Genomic DNA, 16,815 nt, shown 5'->3' on the forward strand with positions numbered 1-16,815 from the left:
AATGGTACGACCAGAATTGTTTTACGGGCTTTATGGTTAAATGGCATTCAAACCAAGAGATAGCGGGCTTTGCCGTTTCTGTACTTAGCAGGCATAATTCGCGCCTCGCTTTGTTGTTATTCAATAGACGCAATAGGAATCGTGTTGGAATTACTGAATGTTGAATTTTTAGGTCGTTCGTTAAGGCTCGAAGGATCGATGGCTGGTTGGCAGCAGTTATATTGGGATAACACCTTGGTGTCCCAAATAGATGCCAGTGATAATGTTGCAGACACTTGTCTTCACCAGTTTAGACTCTCTGCAGGGGAGGAAGTCCTGGTATGCGATTTGGAGTGTTCATTAACATGGCAACCGTTTGAATTGAGTTACAAGGCCACAATTAACGATGAGCTTATTAGCGAAGGTTGCCGAAATGAAAAAGACATCGAACGCCAAGTACCAGAAGTTGAACCGCCAACGGAAAAGCGTTTAAGTGTGATAGGGCTAGTATCGCTTGGAATGAAAGCACTCAAGAGTGCGAAAGTAATCAAAGTGGCGCTAGCATCTGCAAGTCTTGCTGCATATTCTTGGTTATTTTCTATCGAGTTCGCGTTAGCTTTGATCGCCTGTTTAGTTTTCCATGAGTATGGCCATATTAGGGCGATGAAGTACTTTGGAATGAAGACCAAGGGCATCTATTTGATTCCATTTCTTGGCGGTTTAGCGCTGAGTGATGAAAAGATCAACACACGCTGGCAAGATGTGGTTATCTCGATTATGGGACCATTTTTTGGTTTAGTTCTTAGCATCGCGTTTACTTTGCTTTATTGGATGACTGGAGAGGTGCTCTTCGCTGGCCTAGCAGTGTTTAACGCGTTACTAAACCTGTTTAATCTGTTGCCTATTCTGCCACTAGATGGTGGTCATGTACTCAAAAGCATTACCTTCTCAATGAACACTTGGGTTGGATTAGTCGGCAGTATAGCTGCTGCCTTGTTGGGTATTTTTATCAGCTATTCTTTCGGGCTGACATTGCTAGGGTTTTTATTGTTAATGGGGATGCTAGAAGTGGTCATGGAATGGAGAGGTCGACATCATAGTCATTTATTGCCGTTAACCCGTTACGGACAACTCTTCTCACTTGCTTGGTACTTGGTTTCTGTCGGTGGTTTTGTCGCTATCATTTGGTATTTTGCTACCCTTGGAGATAGCCTGTTGAGCTTGCCACTACAGATACTGGGTACTTAAACTATTCCTTATACCCATTAAAAAAGCTCCCTAGGGAGCTTTTTTGCGAAAAATAGACACTGGTAGCAGAAGTTTAGCCACATTTTGGCGCTTTCGCCTTATACGCAGGCAACTTATTTATGGTTGCTTGTAAATCTTTAATACGCGTACTGTGCGATGGGTGAGTTGAGAAGAATTCAGGAGGTTGAGAGCCACCGGATGCAGCACTCATATTTTTCCATAAATCGACACTTTGACGTGGGTCGAAGCCTGCTTTTGCCATAAACTCAAGCCCGACAATATCAGCCTCGGATTCCTGTGTACGACCGTATGGCAAAATAACACCGTATTGGACACCGACACCAAGTGCCGCCATCGTCATTTGCTGATACTGTTTGTACTCGGAAGCTCCTATAGCAACGTTTGCCAGAGACAATCCCGCATTTGCTAACTGGCTTTGTGAAAGGCGTTCATTACTGTGGTCAGCAAGGACGTGAGCCACTTCGTGACCAATGACTGTTGCCAACTGATCTTGGTTTTTCGCGACACCTAAAAGCCCGGTGTAAACGCCGATCTTCCCACCAGGTAGAGCAAACGCATTGACTTGTTCACTATCAAAAACAACCACCTCCCAATCTTTAAATCCAGCTTGTGCAGGAATGGTGTCAGTGATGTGTTTGGCAACGCATTGTACGTAGGCATTCGTTTTGCGATCTTTGCTGATTGGGATATCTTTCTTCATTTGTTCGAAAGATTTGGCGCCAAGCGATGACATTTCTTGATCTGAAAACATCAGGATCTGGTTACGGCCAGTCGGTGATGCGCTACATGCCGTTAAGCCCGCGATAGTTAAAAGAGCAGAGGCTTTCATCCATACCTTCATAATAGGCTCCATCTAAATTATTTTTGTTTTGAAGCAATAGTATATACCCAAATAGTAACACGATGCATGGATCAAATTATTCATCAACTGGCAAGGAGGCCAAGATGTTACACCTTGAAGTTAGACCTAAGTAAAGTCTATGCTAGCTCTCTAATAAATCGTTACAATCCGACAAACCAATTTGTGAAATTAAGAGTAAAACAATGAGTATATGGAAAAAGCCCGTTAGCATAGAGATTCTGAATGCTACATCAAAAAATACCCTGATCGAGCATCTACAAATTGAATACACAGATTTCACGGATGACTCCCTTACAGCAACCATGCCTGTATGTAGTTTTACTCATCAACCTTTAGGAATGCTTCATGGTGGCGCTTCTGTTGTACTCGCAGAAACATTAGGCTCTTTAGCTGCGAATTTCTCTGTTGATGAGGGGAGTTACTGTGTCGGTTTGGATATCAACGCGAACCATGTACGTGCAATGCGAAGTGGTCATGTGATTGGTACGGCAAAACCCGTACACCTTGGCGTTTCAACACAAGTGTGGCAAATCGACATAACTGATGAACGAGGCCGATTAGTGTGTACCAGTCGCTTAACTATCGCAGTGAAGCAACATAAAACGAAGTCGGTATAAAGCAAGATGGTGATTGAGTTTTCATTAGGAAAAATCATTGCTACCCAGCGTGAAATCGTGATTAAGCTCTCCGGCAGTGCAATGGTAACCTTACAAGCGCAAACCGATTCTATCCAGTTACTGGGTAGAGGAGCGAACGTTGTTTTATCTCATGGTGCAGAGTGTAAATGGTCTATCAAGCTGGATAATGAGGAACAACTGGCCGATCTTGCACGAGAAATTGGCATCGATATTCAATAATTTACTGCGTGACGTTTGCACTTTTTGATAAAAATGAGGAAACTTAGCTTATCAACAATAAGATAAGAATTTCCTCTTTATGAGTAGCCCTCGTTTACGTGTTCAGTTCGAAACACTGTTTGAAAAATTTTCCGGTCACGATACGGACGTTCAGCTTGAAGACATCACCGAAGCGCTGTTTTGTACACGTCGTAATGCTCGTATTGTTCTCAATAAATTAGAAGAGGAGGGCTGGATTGAATGGCATCCAGCGGCGGGTCGAGGAAAACTCTCAAAACTCGTTTTCAAACGTAACCGTAGCGATGTCAGTGAAAACCTCGCCAGACGTTATCTCGACGAAGGGAAAATTGGCCAGGCTCTAGATGCGCTTGATAACGACGCGGCTCGATTAACGCAGGTTATTCAGGGTTATTTAGGGCTTCAGCATCGACAGGGCGAACAGGTGGTACGTTTGCCTTATTATCGACCATTGGCGATGTTAAACCCACAGAAACCGATGCGACGTTCTGAACAGCACATCGCCAGACAAATTTTTAGCGGGCTAACTCGCCTTGATGAAAATGAACAACTTCAGCCAGATTTAGCCCACACATGGGAAGCCATTTCTGATACGCACTGGCGTTTTTATCTTCGTCGTGGGGTGCGTTTTCATAATGGTGAACCGTTATCAACCAGTTGTGTACTTGAAAGTGTGCTTGCACTAAGTAGCTTGAACCTGTTTTCTCATATAAAAAAGGTATCTTCACCACAGGAATGGACCGTCGATATTGAACTTGTTCGTCCTGATCGCTACCTGCCTTTGGCGCTGAGTGAGTCGCAAGCAAAAATTTTGCTACCAAGCGCTTTGCGTTCAGAAAACTTCGATAGACAACCGATAGGGACAGGGCCGTTCCAAGTTAAAATGAATGATGATAAGCGTCTCATTTTGACTGCTTTTGATGGCTACTTTGGCTTTCGTCCCTTACTGGACCAAGTTGAGGTGTGGGTAATTGATGAAGCGTACTCTTCAATGGTCTATCCAAGCTTGTCTAAGCCAAAGATGGATAAACAAGGTTCATCTGATGAGGTCGAGCTTGATCCTGGCTGTACATTCCTATTACTAAACAAAAACACCGGGATTGCAAAAGACCCTCGCTGGGCAGAATTCCTATCACAAACTCTCAACAGTCACCAAATTTATGCTCATGTTCCTCAGGATAAAGTGATGGAACTGGGAGTATTGCAAGCCTTTGGCCTTAAGCCAGGTTGGATTGACCTTAGGCCAGCAGAGGCGGGAACCGTGCCGCAGGCTGATAAGGTGATTTACGTGGCGTATCAGAAAAAGCATCCGATGTTTCCAGTAGTTGCCAAGGCCATCAAGACACTCTTAAAACCGCACGGTATAGAGGTCGAGTTTATTCGTTATGATTCTCAACCGCCCGCACCGGAGGAAGTGGATATTTGGGTGAAAGCCATGGGCATTGCAACGAATCGAAATGACGCGTTGGCTGGCTGGCTTCTGGATTACAGTGATATTGAGAAATTCAGTTCTGGTTACGATTTTAGCGAATGGGCGAAGCTCGTTGATCAGTGGCGTGCTGGTGTTTATCCAGACTTCCCTGCACGTGAGCTAGGACGTCAGTTGGTAAAAAGTTGTCAGGTGATTCCGATGTTTCACTGCTGGTTGGGTGTCAATAAAGACCACAGCGGTGCCTTACAAAATGCAAAGTGTAATGCCTTAGGTTGGTTTGACTTTAATAACGTATGGGTAAAACCTGATATAGAAAATAATCATGGCGAAACCGAATAAGAAACAGCCGACGAAAACTGTCGATATCTATTGCTCAAAGTGTAAAACTCAACTATTCAAGTACCGTAAAGGCGGAAAAGGCGCACTGGTCAAATGCTTCAAAGAGCGCATTGTTGACGATTTCACACAAACCCCATGCATCTGTCCCAGTTGCGGGCAAGAGTTTGCAAGAGATACCCTAGTGAGAGGAACGCCCGCTTACAAAATGATTGGCGGCAAAGTGACAATGAAATAATGAAGGGCTAGAAAATGAGTATAAAACATGACTACTGCATGGTGTTAAGCACAACCAGCAACGAAAAAAATCGAGATCAGATCATTAAAGGTTTGCTAGATGCCCAATTAGCCGCGTGTATTCAAACGATGCCTATTGAAAGTCACTATGTGTGGAAAGGGGAGATTTGTACTGACAACGAATGGTTGCTGGTGATTAAAACTCGTCGAGAGCTCTATGAATTGGTGGAAGAGAAAATAGAAAACCTGCACGAATATGAAGTAGCACAGATCGTACAGGTTCCAATTGTTGATGGGTTTAACCCTTATTTAGAGTGGCTGAGAGAATCGACGCTGAGCCGACATTAAAAACAGCGACAACGCTGCACCAACGGTGTCGCACAACATATCTTTCTGGGCGTCCCATATGTCACCTTGCGAGCCCAGAAAGGCGATTCCTTCATCGCCGCCAGCCAATTCTGCATACCACCATTCGATAATCTCATAGCCTGCTGCAAGCGACATGATCGCAAACAAAGCAAACCAGCAAGAGAACGTTTTGTTGAACTTATTCTTGTGTATCAAGTATTCAGCTATCGGATACGCATAAAGGCCAATCGAAAAGTGCGCAACGCGATCAAAGTTGTTTCTATCTGAACCAATCATGTCGTTAAACCAGTCAAATGGTACTTCGGAAAACGTATATTTCGCTCCGATAGTGTGCAAACAGAGCCAGATGAACATTAAAAAGTAAGCCGTATTACTGAATTGATAGCGAATCGAGATTGCCCAAATAGCAACAAGAATACCAATTGCTGGGATAATCTCCGCAAACCAAACGGCACGTGAGTTAGGTTCTAACGCAGAAAATAAAAACACGATGGCATAAAAAATCGTCAATCCTAAGAGTGTCGAGGTGCTTTTCATAGAGTTACTTGATCCTTCAATTTATCTTACAGTGGGACTCCATAGACTTGGGTAATGATTACACTTAATTGAACGGTGTGCAATTGTTATTTTGATGGTGTTTTTGATCACTGAAAATGTTGATTTATTGCCAAACTGCTCAACATTAAAACGTTTGCGCGTGCACTTTTCATTAAAGTTTGATTTACAACATGCCCATCCATAGAATCCGTGATTCAGTCTAATAAAAAAGAAGTAAAGCCATGAAACTGGAAACTGTCGATTATCTTGCTGACGATGCTGCTCAACAGTTCGTTACCTCTCTGCGCGAAACAGGGTTCGGTGTGTTGAAAAACCACCCGATTCCACAAGAGCTTGTAGAGTCAATTTACAAAAACTGGCATGAGTTTTTCTGTTCAGATCAAAAGAATGATTTTCACTTTAACGTAGACACCCAAGATGGCTACTTCCCACCTTCTGTGTCTGAAGTAGCGAAAGGGCACAAAGTGAAAGACATCAAAGAGTACTTTCATGTTTACCCTTGGGGCCAGATCCCAGAGCAACTTAAAGCTGAAATCTTAGAGTACTATGAGCGGGCGAATGCATTTGCTCAGGAGCTATTAGGCTGGGTTGAAGCGTACGCACCTAAGGACGTTCAAGAGAAGTTCTCTATCGCGTTGTCAGAAATGATCAATAACAGCGACAAAACATTACTACGCGTTCTTCACTACCCACCGATGACAGGCGAAGAAGAGCCTGGCGCTATTCGTGCTGCTGCGCATGAAGACATTAACCTGTTAACGGTTTTGCCTGCTGCTAATGAGCCTGGACTACAAGTAAAGAGCAAAGAAGGTGATTGGATAGATGTACCATGTGACTTCGGAAACTTAATCATCAACATTGGTGATATGCTTCAAGAAGCGTCGGGCGGTTACTTTCCTTCAACGACTCACCGGGTAATTAACCCAACGGGTGGCCGTCAAGAAAAGTCGCGTATTTCATTGCCGTTGTTCTTGCATCCAAAGCCAGAAGTGGTTTTGTCTGAGCGCTACACCGCACATAGCTACCTTATGGAACGTTTACGTGAACTAGGGGTTATTTAACCTTTACGTGATCTCCTTACAAAGGCCGATGGTTGATGACTATCGGCCTTTTGTTGTTTATGGTACAAAATGATACCCACGCTTAATTCGGTGCCACAGAAATTAGGCCTGAAATATGCGTCAGCAAGCATTTTTACCAGTACAGATGACCAGCTTTCTCTGAGATTAGTGTGATGCTTCAATATTAAAAACAGAGAGGATGAATGGAAGGACAACGCACGGTCAGTAGTATTGAGACTCACGCAATAGAAAACCCGTTGCTTTGGCCAATGCTAGAAATTCTTAGAAAGCAGCCTTCCGATTGGAAAGTTCACACCTTAGCAAGCAAGTTGAGTGAACAGGGCTACATTTCGAAATTGGATGATTCTCCTGATAAGGATTTATTCAAACGAAATTTCTTAATCATGAACGCGCTATACCAACTGCAAGAAACGCTTTACCCAGATGCCTGGCTTCAAGTTGAAGCGATGAATATCCAACTGATGTCTTCGTTAGAAGCTTCGAGGCATATCGTTGATATTAACGATCCTTTGCGTGAATATTATCTGGATTGGCGCAACTACGAAGCGGACGAAGATGAAGTGCGTCGATTGTTGAATGAATTTTGGACCACTTATCAAAAATTCATTGGTGGTTCGTCTACAGTCAGTGTGGATAAAACAAAAGCACTCTCACTGTTTGAGCTTAACCCTGATGCAACACCAGCAGAAATTAGAAAGCAGTGGCGAAAGCTCGCGCTTCGTTGGCACCCAGATAGAGAGAATGGTGATGCAGAAAGGTTTAGAATTCTTTGTGAAGCGTGGAATGTACTGAGAAACGAATGATTCGGTATGAATAAAGATAAAGGAAGGAAGGCAGCTAACTATTAGCTGCCTTTTTTCATTGGATTGTCTCAATCAGCGTATCAAAACTAGCATGATGGCTTAAACTGAGATTTTCTCATGCGGTTAAGCGCAGCCATTACGTCTAGTGTGCGTGGTTTGGCTAAGTCCCCTTGCTTAGGGAGCGATGCATGCCACTCACCAGACAGCATTTCTTCAATTTCCTTCGCTGGATGATTACACCAGCCTGGAAGCTGAGCGATTTGGAACCATAACCAGCCAATCGTGTTGACTTCATCAGCGGACTCAATCTGTTCCAAAGCGCTAAGGTCAGTAAACTCTTTGCCAAATCGAAGTGACTCTTTGCCTTTCGCATTCACACGGAATTTACCGTCAGTGAGAATATTCATCAAAGCAACGCGATTCAGGGCGCGAGGCGGGAAGGTTTGTAAGCGTTCTTCCGATTCGTTATGACGTTGAGTAGGGTGCTGAGCGATCACTTCTTTCGCTTTTTCTGTCACATCAACCGCTTGGTAGTCGTGCATCTGAATGACAGTGTCGGCAACGTCTAAGTAGTCGCCTGAACCACCCATAACGATAATGGTAGAGATATCGAGATCATCTCGCAATTGACCAATGCGATCGACAAGAGGGGTAATTGGTTCATCACCTTTTGCCACCAATGCCTGCATACGTTCATCTCGAATCATGAAGTTCGTCGCAGAGGTGTCTTCATCAATCAATAACGTGCTCGCACCCGCTTCAATAGACTCTTGAAGCCAAGCGGCTTGTGATGTTGAGCCTGATGCATCTTGAGTCGAAAAGTCCGCTGTATCTTTACCCATTGGCAAATGGTTGATGTAATTCGACAGGTTCAAATGATGCACGCATCGACCATCTTCGGCGCGGATCTTCATTGCCTTGTCATCAGCTACGATGTATTCACGACCATCTCCTGGAATATGGTCGTAAATCGAACGCTCAATCGCATTCAGTAAGGTAGATTTACCGTGGAAACCGCCACCAACGATTAGCGTAATGCCCTTTGGAATCCCTAATCCCGTGACATGGCCTTTGTTTGGTGCATGTAAAGTCACTTGCAGCGATTCAGGGGCCTTGAACTCAACCGCCTCTTTCATTGGGAGATCACAGTTGCCAGCAATTCGAGGAAGAATGCTGCCATTTGCGACAAACGCAACTAGGTTATTGGCTTCCAACTGTGCACGCAGGGCGTCTTGGTCTTCAACAACTTGGCAATGCTCAATCAATGCTGCTTTGTCGAGTTCACGTTCTAAGGTCGCTCGACGGATAAACTTAGGCAAATGGAAAGTCAGTATGTTGTTGGCTTTTTTCCCCAACACTGAACGACCTTCAGCAGGCAAGTTAACTCGAAAACGCAGTTCAATACCTTCCTCGGTAAACAATACTGCGGTGCTATCCAACACAGTTTGGCCATTCAATGAAATGGATACGGAGTTTTCTTGTTTAGCAAACTGCTCAAAACTGCGCGCAATAAAATCACGTGCTGCTCGTTGAAAAGCAGGGGACTCGTCTTTCAACCATTCCAGACCAGTCAAGGACCAGGCGCGAGTTGCACGAAAACGTGACGCGGAAGCATACGGATCTCCTTGTACGTGATCGATGAACAAAGTGAAATCAGTGAAGTCGTATTGACCTTTGATTTGCTGATAAGCGCGGTAGTTCTGCTTTTCAATTTTCTTAAGCGTGGCAGTCAACTGATCCATGAAGATATTGGCCTTTTAATAGAAGCGGGCGACGATTATAGAAACCACCGCCACCTTAGTAAAGAGAATGCTTAGGAAGAGTAGGCGTATTGTCCGCCTGAAAGACGCTGATTAAACAAACTTTGCTCAAATTCATTACAAGGCATCGGTTTACCATAGAGAAAGCCTTGCCCAATATCACAACCCTCACCAATAAGAAACTGCTCTTGTTGGGGGGATTCAATGCCCTCAATAACCACTTGGAGGTCCAGTTTTTTAGCTATGTGTATGATAGAGCAAATGATCGCACGATCATCGTCCGACTTTTCCATTTGCTGGACAAAGCTCTTATCAATCTTGATGGCATCAAATGGGTATTTCTTCAAATAGCTGAAAGAGGCGTACCCAGTACCAAAGTCATCTAGTGACAACGTCACGCCTAGTTCGTGCAATTTGTTTAGCGTTGTGCGTGCTACGATTTCATCGGCAATTAAAGCGCTCTCCGTCACCTCGAGTTCGAGAAAGTGTGCTGGTAAATGGAAGGATTCGAGTAGGTGTTGCACTTGCTCCGCAAAGTTCACGTTTTGTAATTGAATTGGAGAGACGTTAACGGCAATTTTGAAATTATCAATTAACTCCGACCACTGTTTAGCTTTGTCTATCGCGGTACGAAGAACAAAAGAGCCAACTTCAAAAATAAGCCCATTTTGTTCGGCCATATGTATTAATGCTTCGTTAGAGACGTCGCCCAGTATTGGGTGTCTCCAGCGCAGCAATGCTTCTGCGCCAATCCATTTGTGAGTATGGGGATGAACTTTGGGCTGAAAGTATAGCATCAGGTCGTCATTTCTTACCGCTTGCAACAAGTAGCTTTCCAATTGATTGTGGTTGTTTAGCTCATTCGAATGACTTTCACAAAAATAACTATACGCTTCGCCAGACTCTTTACACAGCAGCATGGCATAGCATGCATTTTGAAGAAGTTGTTTGGCATTGCTGGTTTGGTGGGCTTGTACAACACCAATATAAGAGTTGAGGTGAACCTCTGTGTCTTTAATATAAAAGCTTCCCAAGCCAATATTGGTGATATCATCCAGTAGCTTACGCAATTTCATATCAATATCGTTGCCCCAAATGAGTAATACAAGGTCATTCGAGCTTGGCCTTCCGGTAACAAAATAACTCGATTCTCGTTTACCAAGGCGATACCGAAATTCTTTTAATATCTCGTCAAAGGCCTCAAAGCCATAACGGGTTTGGATACTGCGAGCATTACTAAAGCCAATGTTTATCACGAGCAGTGATTGCTGACTATGATCCAACGTTCCGAGTGTCTCTCCGACAACACTTTCCAGTGCTGCGCGGTTTAAGAATCCGGTTCCCTGATCGTGTGTTTTTTGGTAGCTCACTTGTTTTTCTGCGGCCTTACGACGATCAATCTCTTTTGTTAGGGAGTAACTCAACTGCGCTAGGTCCGTAGTACGGTTCTCAACTCGATTTTTGAGTTCATTATTAAGACGCTGGAGTTTGTGTTGCTGATACACGACGGAGAGCTGCGCTTCGATTGAGTCTTTGAAAGTTCCGAGCAATTGACGGTAAGTGTCGCTGTATTCATTCTTCTTGGAATCAAGCATGCAGATGGTTCCAAACGTCTCTCCGTTTGGCCAGAATAACGGTAAACCGCAATAAGATATCATGCCTAGTTTGATGTCAGGGTTATTGCACCATTCTTCATCCTCGAGCGCATTAGGAACCATGAGTTCGCTCTTATGCTCAATGACATGCTCACAATACAAACCGTTGCCGAGCAGTTCAGCATCGCCGGTACGATAGGGGTTACCTTGAGTTTCACTGGATGTGTTGACTTCAATACGATCTGGATGGATACGCATGATTAATGTGGTGGGTACGTGCGTTATTTGAGCCAGTAAGTTGACGATTTCCTGCCAGCTTTTTTGCATAGACTCAGGGATTTCATAATCTAATGTTTGCAATCTCCCCATATAGGTCATCCTTTACGTGGTTTCACTTCCTGTGAATTTAAAATGTAGACTGCTCTATCTTGTTCTCGGTTTTTAATTAAGTATAGGGTGGCTGGGGCTTGAAACAAAAAAAAGTCCTGAAAAGTGTTCAGGACTAGGAATAGTTATCACATATCTCATACTTGAAACAGATAACAAGCATTACGGTTGAAGCGATTTTAGCGACTCAATAGAAATGTCTTGCGAATAGTCGACGTCTTCAAAGTTAAAGCCATTTAGCTTCATAAACTCACCTTTAAAGCCATGGTAATCACCAATCTCTTTAAAGTTATTGGCGTTCATTTGCTCTAAAAGAGCATGGACTTCTTGTTGTACTTGCGGGTCAAGCTCTAAGTCGTCTATTCGGATTAAGCGTTCGCCGTCAACAGGCACTTTATCTTGATCGTATAACTTGGTGGTAAACAGTCGCTGCATTTGTTCAATACAACGTTCGTGAGTACCTTTTTCCTTCATCACTCGATAAAGCGCTAATAGGTAGGGACTTAGCGCAGGAATGAACACACTGGCTTTTGTCACCAACGCCTTACACACGGTTGCGTAAGCACCGCCGTCAAAGTTGGCAAGTTTTAGATTTAACGAGTGACTTGTTTGGTGTAAATCTATTTTCGCTCGACCTAACGTACCATCGAGATAGATAGGGTGCGTAACGTCTGGTCCCATGTAAGAAAACGCGATGGTTTTGCAGCCTTGTGCAATCGAGTCGTTATTAATCAGTGTATCAATCCAGCTTTCCCAGTCTTCACCGCCCATCACTTTGATAGTGGCTTCGGCCTCTTCCTCTGTTGCTGGAGTTAAAGTGGTTTCTACCCACTGATCGTTTTCCAGCATAATTGAAGCGCCAGTGACAGGCTCACCAATAGGCTTAATTACGCTGCGCCAAAACTCATCAGACTCTGGTTTAGGTCGAACACCCGTCGCTAAGCTATAGATGACTAAATCAACTTCACCTTCAAAGTACGTTTCAATGGCTTCAATCACTTGATTACGGACAGAGTCAGAGAATGCGTCACCAACAATATTGATAGCGGTACGCCCCGCGTGATTTGCTTCTTGTTTAAAAAAGATGTTGTTATACCAACCCGCACTTCCAACGCCTTTGTCTGAAGGCCCGCGCTCAAAGGAGACACCAATGGTATCAGCTTTAGCACCTCCGAAGGTGAGGGCAATACGAGCCGCTAACCCGAAACCAGAGGAAGCACCAATAATCAAAACCCGTTTTGGACCGCTTTTGATCTGCGGGGCGTGTTTTACGTATTCAATTTGCTCTTTAATGGATGCATGACACCCGTATGGGTGAGCAGAGCGAGCAACAACACCTTGAATTAAAGGGTCTATTCGCATGTTGTTATCTATCCTCGATGAGTGGAATTGAAAATAGATTAACGTAAAGTTAAGTAAAACTTATTGAGCTAGACCATTAAAATTAGAGATGTTTAATTAATTCTTGAGCAACAAAGTCAGCAATCCAAGGCTGTGCATCAGGCTTTGGGTGAAGGCCATCATCCATCATCCACTCGGGTTTGATAACCACATGCTCCAAGAAGAATGGCATCAAGGTAACTTGTTGATGTTGTGCAAGCTTAGGGTAGATATCGTAAAACATATCGCTATAGCGCTTACCATAATTAGGTGGCACTCGAATTTGCATCATGACAACGTCCGCACCTGAATCTTTTATCATGGTAATCATTTTTGAGAGATTCGACGTAATAAGTTTAGGAGGGAAACCTCTTAGGCCATCGTTGGCACCTAACTCAATGAGCACCATATCAGGGCTGTGCTGGGTTAGCAGCTGTGGTAATCGAGCTAAGCCGTTGCCTGTGGTATCGCCAGAAATGCTGGCATTAATAACTGTTACATCTTGACCATGTTCTGACAAGGCATCAGGGAGTAAGCTAGGCCAACTCTTTTCGATCGGCATCTGATAGCCCGCGCTCAGGCTATCACCTAAGACAAGTAGCTTTTCGCTCGCATGTGCAGTAGCGGAAAAACAAAAAAATAGAACTAAGGAAAGTATACGAATCATGCAAACACCTGTACTTAATGCACCTATTGTTCAAGCCAATTTGGTTTCTAAACAAGTCTCTACTAATCAAGAGCAATTAACAATCCTCAAAGATGTAAATGTTGACATCAGGAAAGGAGAAAAAATCGCCATCGTCGGTACTTCCGGTGCGGGTAAGTCAACGTTGATGACGTTGTTAGCTGGCCTTGATACACCAACATCAGGTGAAATTACCTTGTTAGGTCATGAGTTATCAAAACTTGACGATGAAGCTCGCGCAAAAATTCGCGCTGACTCTCTAGGTTTTGTTTTCCAAAGTTTCTTATTAATCCCGAGCTTGAGTGCATTACGCAATGTCACGCTTCCTTGTCTTTTACGTGGTGAAGCCGAAGATGAAGCAAGAGCCGCCGAATTATTAGCTGCTGTTGGATTGGAAAAACGTGTCGATCATCTACCAAGTCAATTATCTGGTGGTGAACAACAACGTGTCGCGCTAGCACGTGCCTTTATGACAAAGCCTGAACTGTTGTTCGCCGACGAGCCTACCGGCAATCTTGACCATCAAACCGCAGACAAAGTGATTGAGCTGCTATTCGATCTTAATGAGCAGCATGGAACAACGCTGATATTAGTTACACACGATGGTCACCTAGCAAGTCGATGTGACCGTATTTATCGTATGGAGGCGGGTGAGCTTAAGGAGGAGGTGTAATGTCTGCAGTATCATCAAGCGAAGCAACATCGACAGAAAGAAGCAGTGCAATAAAACACTCGTCAAACAAAAGCCTAATACGTTGGAGTTTCGGCGAAATAAGACAGGGGAACCTTTGGCCTATTAGCGTTGCTCTTATTCTTGTGATTGCGAGCATCTTTGCGCTTTCTGCATTAGCGGAGCGAATGGAGCAGGTGATCGTCAAACAGGGGAAGGATGCATTGACAGCGGATGCGGTGTTTGTGTCTGCTAATCCTATACCTGACACGTTGTTATCCTCGACTGAAAACCTAGAACGTTCGACGATGACACGATTTGCCACGATGGCATTTAGCGACAATGGTATGCAGTTGATTTCCGTAAGGGCAGTAGACGACAATTACCCTTTAATAGGAGAACTGGTACTAAACAACAACCCATCCGGTCGCGTTAAAGAGAACCAACTCTGGCTTGATGAGCGGATTATGGCTCAACTAGACGTCAAGTCGGGTGACAGCGTCACTATAGGCGATGCCGATTTTACGGTTTCAGGTGCAGTGCTGATGGAACCTGGGTTAAGCTTTAACCCATTTCAGCAAATGCCTTCTGCATACATCCATCAAAAAGACGTTGAGAAAACAGGAGCAATTCAAGTCGGGAGTCGAGTTCAATACCGTCTGTTTCTACAAGCCGATGATAAAACGCTAAAAGGCCTGCAAGAAGATACTGTTCTTTCTCCTAGTGATCGCTGGCGCACGCAAGATACTGCCAGTCGTAGCAATGAGGTCTTTGAACGAACGACGCAGTATTTGTCTCTAACGGTTGCGATTGTCATCATTATGGCGGCGACAACATTGGTTCTTACTTGCCAAAACTATGTGAATAGTCGAACACAAACCATTGTGATGCTAAAAAGCCTTGGCGCAAGTCGACGATGGATTGAAAAATGGCTGTTTATTCAAGTCACAATCCTGCTCATTAGCGCCAGTGTCGTTGGGTTATTGTTGGGGAGTGGGCTGGAGTACTTATTGCGCATTCCACTCAAAGACTTATTACCAGAGCCACTACCTAGTTACGGCGTCACTCCTTATCTAGTGTCGTTTATCTCAGCAGTCCTGATCACCGTTCCTGCCCTTGGCATACCATTGCTAGGTTTGATTAAAACTCCAGCCTTAGAAGTGCTACAGCAGGGCAAAGCTCAACGTTCTTGGAAGCGAATGTTGCTTGTTCTAGTTCCCGTCCTCCCATTACTTTTGCTTTATGCTGATAATACCTTAGTTTGGATTGTTCTTATTGGTATTGCAGTACTTTTTGTAGTGCTTGCTGCAGTGAGCGTCGCACTCACAAAATTGTTTGCGCGTATTTCAACACAACCTGCCATGAAGCTTGCGTTGAGTCGTATCAACCGCACGCCAGTAACCAGTGGCCTGCAGTTTGGTGCTTTGGCGTTGTCTTTGATGCTGCTATCTATTATCTGGCTTGTGCGCAGCGATATTCTCGCGGATTGGGAGAGAACCTTACCTGCAGACGCACCAAATGTCTTTGCATTAAATATTGGTGATTACGAACTCGATAGCTACCTAGAAACCTTAGATAAAAATGGTGTTACACGGTCACAAGCTTATCCAATTATTCGTGGTCGATTGACAGAGATTAATGGTCAAAACGTCAAAGAGATTGAATATGAAGGAGAAGGCTCTGACGCAATACGTCGTGAATTGAACCTTACGTGGGGAAACAGCCTGCCAGAGTATAATGATGTGCTTGCGGGTGAATGGACAAATAAGGGGAGTGTCTCCGTAGAAGCCGATGTAGCAAATGACTTGGGCATCGAACTTGGTGACAAACTGCGCTTTGTTATTAATAGCCAGAACTACGATGCGGTAGTAGATACCATTCGTTATGTTGAATGGCGTGATATGAAGCCTAACTTTTACTTTATTTTCTCATCCGACGTTATGGCTAATCTACCAGGTTCTTACCTCATCAGTTATAGAATTGATGAAGGAAATGAAGCGTTGTTGACGTCAATGTCACGTGCTCACCCAACGGTCTCTGTTTTAGATATTCGTACCATGGGCGAAAAAATCCAGGATTTGATTCAACAAATCGTATCGGCAATCACTATTCTTGCTCTTTTAGGCGTGGTTGCGGGGTTGCTACTTATCTTTACGCTATTGAGATTAAGCTTATCCCAACGTCAGCAGGAGATCCGTTTGTATCGCACATTAGGTTCAAGTAAAAAACGGATCAATACAACTCTGTGGGCCGAATACGGCATTATGGCGTTGATAGCTAGCGGTGTTGCGGTATTCGCTGCGGAAGTTTGTGTTGCCGCGGTAATGACATATGGCTTCGATCTAAACGCACAAATTCACCCCGAATTGTGGATAGCTTTACCACTAGCAACATTTGTTACGTTGGCACTTGTCGTAATGAGTTTGTTGAAAAGATTGTTAACGCCAGTAAACACTTAATCACTGCAAATGTTATTAAATGTGGAACACTCCATGACACTTTTATTTTAGTTATCCACAAAAACAGTGGATAACTT

General features: G+C 44.0%; 16 protein-coding genes. 10 read left to right on the top strand and 6 right to left on the bottom strand.

From position 1 onward, the window contains the following. The first annotated feature begins 198 nt into the window (after positions 1 to 198). Positions 199 to 1,227 carry a site-2 protease family protein gene (locus L3V27_RS03330; RefSeq protein ID WP_233059830.1) on the top strand — a complete coding sequence of 343 codons (1,029 nt, stop codon included), beginning with the start codon at positions 199 to 201 and terminating at the stop codon, positions 1,225 to 1,227. 73 nt (positions 1,228 to 1,300) lie between these two features. Here L3V27_RS03330 and L3V27_RS03335 read toward each other — a convergent pair whose 3' ends face one another. After that, positions 1,301 to 2,089, bottom strand: coding sequence for a M48 family metallopeptidase (locus L3V27_RS03335; protein WP_152814675.1), 789 nt, complete (start codon positions 2,087 to 2,089; stop codon positions 1,301 to 1,303). A gap of 203 nt (positions 2,090 to 2,292) precedes the next feature. Here L3V27_RS03335 and L3V27_RS03340 point away from each other — a divergent pair, with 203 nt between their 5' ends. From L3V27_RS03340 to cutA, 5 genes are all read left to right on the top strand, one after another. Beyond that, positions 2,293 to 2,727 carry a hotdog fold thioesterase gene (locus tag L3V27_RS03340; protein WP_012842307.1) on the top strand — a complete coding sequence of 145 codons (435 nt, stop codon included), beginning with the start codon at positions 2,293 to 2,295 and terminating at the stop codon, positions 2,725 to 2,727. Between the two features lie 6 nt (positions 2,728 to 2,733). Beyond that, positions 2,734 to 2,967, top strand: coding sequence for a DUF3389 domain-containing protein (locus L3V27_RS03345; protein WP_005395503.1), 234 nt, complete (start codon positions 2,734 to 2,736; stop codon positions 2,965 to 2,967). Between the two features lie 79 nt (positions 2,968 to 3,046). Then, a complete protein-coding gene (locus L3V27_RS03350) occupies positions 3,047 to 4,756 on the top strand; it encodes an SgrR family transcriptional regulator (protein WP_167427492.1) in 1,710 nt (569 codons plus the stop codon). Continuing rightward, positions 4,740 to 4,991, top strand: a complete 252-nt coding sequence (locus L3V27_RS03355; protein WP_053349877.1) for a hypothetical protein — start codon at positions 4,740 to 4,742, stop codon at positions 4,989 to 4,991. Before L3V27_RS03350 ends, L3V27_RS03355 begins: the two co-directional genes overlap by 17 nt. Before the next feature lie 14 nt (positions 4,992 to 5,005). Further along, on the top strand, positions 5,006 to 5,338 hold the full coding sequence (gene cutA / locus L3V27_RS03360; protein ID WP_031780471.1) for a divalent-cation tolerance protein CutA: 333 nt from the start codon (positions 5,006 to 5,008) through the stop codon (positions 5,336 to 5,338). Here the strand turns inward: cutA and L3V27_RS03365 are convergent. Continuing rightward, the gene (locus L3V27_RS03365) at positions 5,300 to 5,896 is read right to left on the bottom strand and encodes a DUF2238 domain-containing protein (protein WP_005395495.1); all 597 of its coding nucleotides are present in this window, start codon (positions 5,894 to 5,896) and stop codon (positions 5,300 to 5,302) included. The two genes, cutA and L3V27_RS03365, sit on opposite strands and share 39 nt — an antisense overlap. A 242-nt stretch (positions 5,897 to 6,138) precedes the next feature. On the opposite strand from L3V27_RS03365, the gene L3V27_RS03370 reads away from it, so the two are divergent. Together L3V27_RS03370 and L3V27_RS03375 are read left to right on the top strand one after the other, a co-directional pair. Beyond that, on the top strand, positions 6,139 to 6,978 hold the full coding sequence (locus L3V27_RS03370) for a 2OG-Fe(II) oxygenase family protein (protein ID WP_005376329.1): 840 nt from the start codon (positions 6,139 to 6,141) through the stop codon (positions 6,976 to 6,978). A 203-nt stretch (positions 6,979 to 7,181) separates the two neighbouring features. Continuing rightward, a complete protein-coding gene (locus L3V27_RS03375) occupies positions 7,182 to 7,802 on the top strand; it encodes a DNA-J related domain-containing protein (protein WP_012842300.1) in 621 nt (206 codons plus the stop codon). A gap of 86 nt (positions 7,803 to 7,888) precedes the next feature. Here the strand turns inward: L3V27_RS03375 and L3V27_RS03380 are convergent, their stop codons facing one another. From L3V27_RS03380 to tesA, 4 genes are all read right to left on the bottom strand, one after another. Further along, positions 7,889 to 9,544: an ABC-ATPase domain-containing protein gene (locus L3V27_RS03380; RefSeq protein ID WP_005395489.1), complete on the bottom strand. Its 1,656-nt coding sequence runs from the start codon at positions 9,542 to 9,544 to the stop codon at positions 7,889 to 7,891. A gap of 71 nt (positions 9,545 to 9,615) precedes the next feature. Further along, positions 9,616 to 11,526, bottom strand: coding sequence for an EAL domain-containing protein (locus tag L3V27_RS03385; protein ID WP_053808423.1), 1,911 nt, complete (start codon positions 11,524 to 11,526; stop codon positions 9,616 to 9,618). Positions 11,527 to 11,706: 180 nt separating this feature from the next. Continuing rightward, positions 11,707 to 12,906 carry an enoyl-ACP reductase FabV gene (gene fabV, locus L3V27_RS03390; RefSeq protein WP_237311024.1) on the bottom strand — a complete coding sequence of 400 codons (1,200 nt, stop codon included), beginning with the start codon at positions 12,904 to 12,906 and terminating at the stop codon, positions 11,707 to 11,709. Positions 12,907 to 12,988: 82 nt separating this feature from the next. Further along, positions 12,989 to 13,591, bottom strand: coding sequence for a multifunctional acyl-CoA thioesterase I/protease I/lysophospholipase L1 (gene tesA, locus L3V27_RS03395; RefSeq protein ID WP_005395483.1), 603 nt, complete (start codon positions 13,589 to 13,591; stop codon positions 12,989 to 12,991). Between tesA and L3V27_RS03400 the strand changes: the two genes are divergently transcribed. Continuing rightward, entirely contained in the window at positions 13,590 to 14,282 is a 693-nt protein-coding gene (locus L3V27_RS03400) for an ABC transporter ATP-binding protein (protein ID WP_237311025.1), read from the top strand. The genes tesA and L3V27_RS03400 overlap by 2 nt on opposite strands. After that, complete coding sequence (locus L3V27_RS03405; protein ID WP_237311026.1) at positions 14,282 to 16,738, top strand: FtsX-like permease family protein; 2,457 nt, start codon at positions 14,282 to 14,284, stop codon at positions 16,736 to 16,738. Before L3V27_RS03400 ends, L3V27_RS03405 begins: the two co-directional genes overlap by 1 nt. Positions 16,739 to 16,815 lie beyond the last annotated feature (77 nt).

The sequence above is a fragment of the Vibrio sp. J2-3(2022) genome, from assembly GCF_021725735.1.
Lineage (GTDB): Bacteria > Pseudomonadota > Gammaproteobacteria > Enterobacterales > Vibrionaceae > Vibrio > Vibrio diabolicus.

Excerpts from the sequence above, each read along its gene's own strand:
- L3V27_RS03330 (WP_233059830.1), top strand. The coding sequence starts at position 199 with ATGGCTGGTTGGCAGCAGTTATATTGGGATAACACCTTGGTGTCCCAA.
- L3V27_RS03335 (WP_152814675.1), bottom strand. The coding sequence starts at position 2,089 with ATGAAGGTATGGATGAAAGCCTCTGCTCTTTTAACTATCGCGGGCTTA.
- L3V27_RS03340 (WP_012842307.1), top strand. The coding sequence starts at position 2,293 with ATGAGTATATGGAAAAAGCCCGTTAGCATAGAGATTCTGAATGCTACA.
- L3V27_RS03345 (WP_005395503.1), top strand. The coding sequence starts at position 2,734 with ATGGTGATTGAGTTTTCATTAGGAAAAATCATTGCTACCCAGCGTGAA.
- L3V27_RS03350 (WP_167427492.1), top strand. The coding sequence starts at position 3,047 with ATGAGTAGCCCTCGTTTACGTGTTCAGTTCGAAACACTGTTTGAAAAA.
- L3V27_RS03355 (WP_053349877.1), top strand. The coding sequence starts at position 4,740 with ATGGCGAAACCGAATAAGAAACAGCCGACGAAAACTGTCGATATCTAT.
- cutA (WP_031780471.1), top strand. The coding sequence starts at position 5,006 with ATGAGTATAAAACATGACTACTGCATGGTGTTAAGCACAACCAGCAAC.
- L3V27_RS03365 (WP_005395495.1), bottom strand. The coding sequence starts at position 5,896 with ATGAAAAGCACCTCGACACTCTTAGGATTGACGATTTTTTATGCCATC.
- L3V27_RS03370 (WP_005376329.1), top strand. The coding sequence starts at position 6,139 with ATGAAACTGGAAACTGTCGATTATCTTGCTGACGATGCTGCTCAACAG.
- L3V27_RS03375 (WP_012842300.1), top strand. The coding sequence starts at position 7,182 with ATGGAAGGACAACGCACGGTCAGTAGTATTGAGACTCACGCAATAGAA.
- L3V27_RS03380 (WP_005395489.1), bottom strand. The coding sequence starts at position 9,544 with ATGGATCAGTTGACTGCCACGCTTAAGAAAATTGAAAAGCAGAACTAC.
- L3V27_RS03385 (WP_053808423.1), bottom strand. The coding sequence starts at position 11,526 with ATGGGGAGATTGCAAACATTAGATTATGAAATCCCTGAGTCTATGCAA.
- fabV (WP_237311024.1), bottom strand. The coding sequence starts at position 12,906 with ATGCGAATAGACCCTTTAATTCAAGGTGTTGTTGCTCGCTCTGCTCAC.
- L3V27_RS03400 (WP_237311025.1), top strand. The coding sequence starts at position 13,590 with ATGCAAACACCTGTACTTAATGCACCTATTGTTCAAGCCAATTTGGTT.
- tesA (WP_005395483.1), bottom strand. The coding sequence starts at position 13,591 with ATGATTCGTATACTTTCCTTAGTTCTATTTTTTTGTTTTTCCGCTACT.
- L3V27_RS03405 (WP_237311026.1), top strand. The coding sequence starts at position 14,282 with ATGTCTGCAGTATCATCAAGCGAAGCAACATCGACAGAAAGAAGCAGT.